We start from the raw sequence: 623 nt of genomic DNA on the forward strand, positions 1-623 counted from the left end.
CAAGCTCAATACGATCAGTGGCTTAGTCCAAATGGGTGAGCTCGAGGCTGTACAAAAGCTCATCGGGCAAGAAACCGCCCATTATCAAGCCATGATTGAGTTTTTGCGAGATACCATAAAAGATCCGCTTATTGCGGGTATGTTGTTGGGCAAAACAGAGCGAGCACGAGAACTGGGTTTGCAGCTGGTGGTCGAGGAGGGCAGTCGCTTGGAGCCGCTTACTGAATGGTTAAATTCGGAAGATCTGGTCACCATTTTAGGTAACTTAATCGACAATGCGTTTGATGCGACTTTGAGCGTTATTCGCAATGAATCCAACGTTGCATCAGAGCGTCGAAACATCGAAGTCTCGGTTAGCGATTACGGCAACGAAGTTATTTTAGAAGTCAGCGATCACGGATGTGGGTTGCCAGAGAACATTGAACCTCAAACCCTTTTCAAAAAAGGCATTTCGACAAAATCTCGACAAAATAGAGGGGTAGGTTTGCACCTAGTGAACCAATTAGCGACCCGCTATCACGGGCATGTTGAAATGCTACCAAACACAGAACATGGAACGCGAATAACCGTGTATTTGCCAAAGGAAGAACAAGTATGAACATGGCAACGCGAGTGATGATCAT

Annotated in this window: 1 protein-coding gene; it reads left to right on the top strand. The window is 46.1% G+C overall.

Annotated features, from left to right (window positions below):
- Positions 1-598 (top strand): sensor histidine kinase (locus R7Z77_RS26520; protein WP_318137194.1); only part of this gene is annotated, 598 nt, incomplete at its 5' end.
- Positions 599-623 lie beyond the last annotated feature (25 nt).

This window comes from Vibrio sp. 1401 (assembly GCF_033340295.1).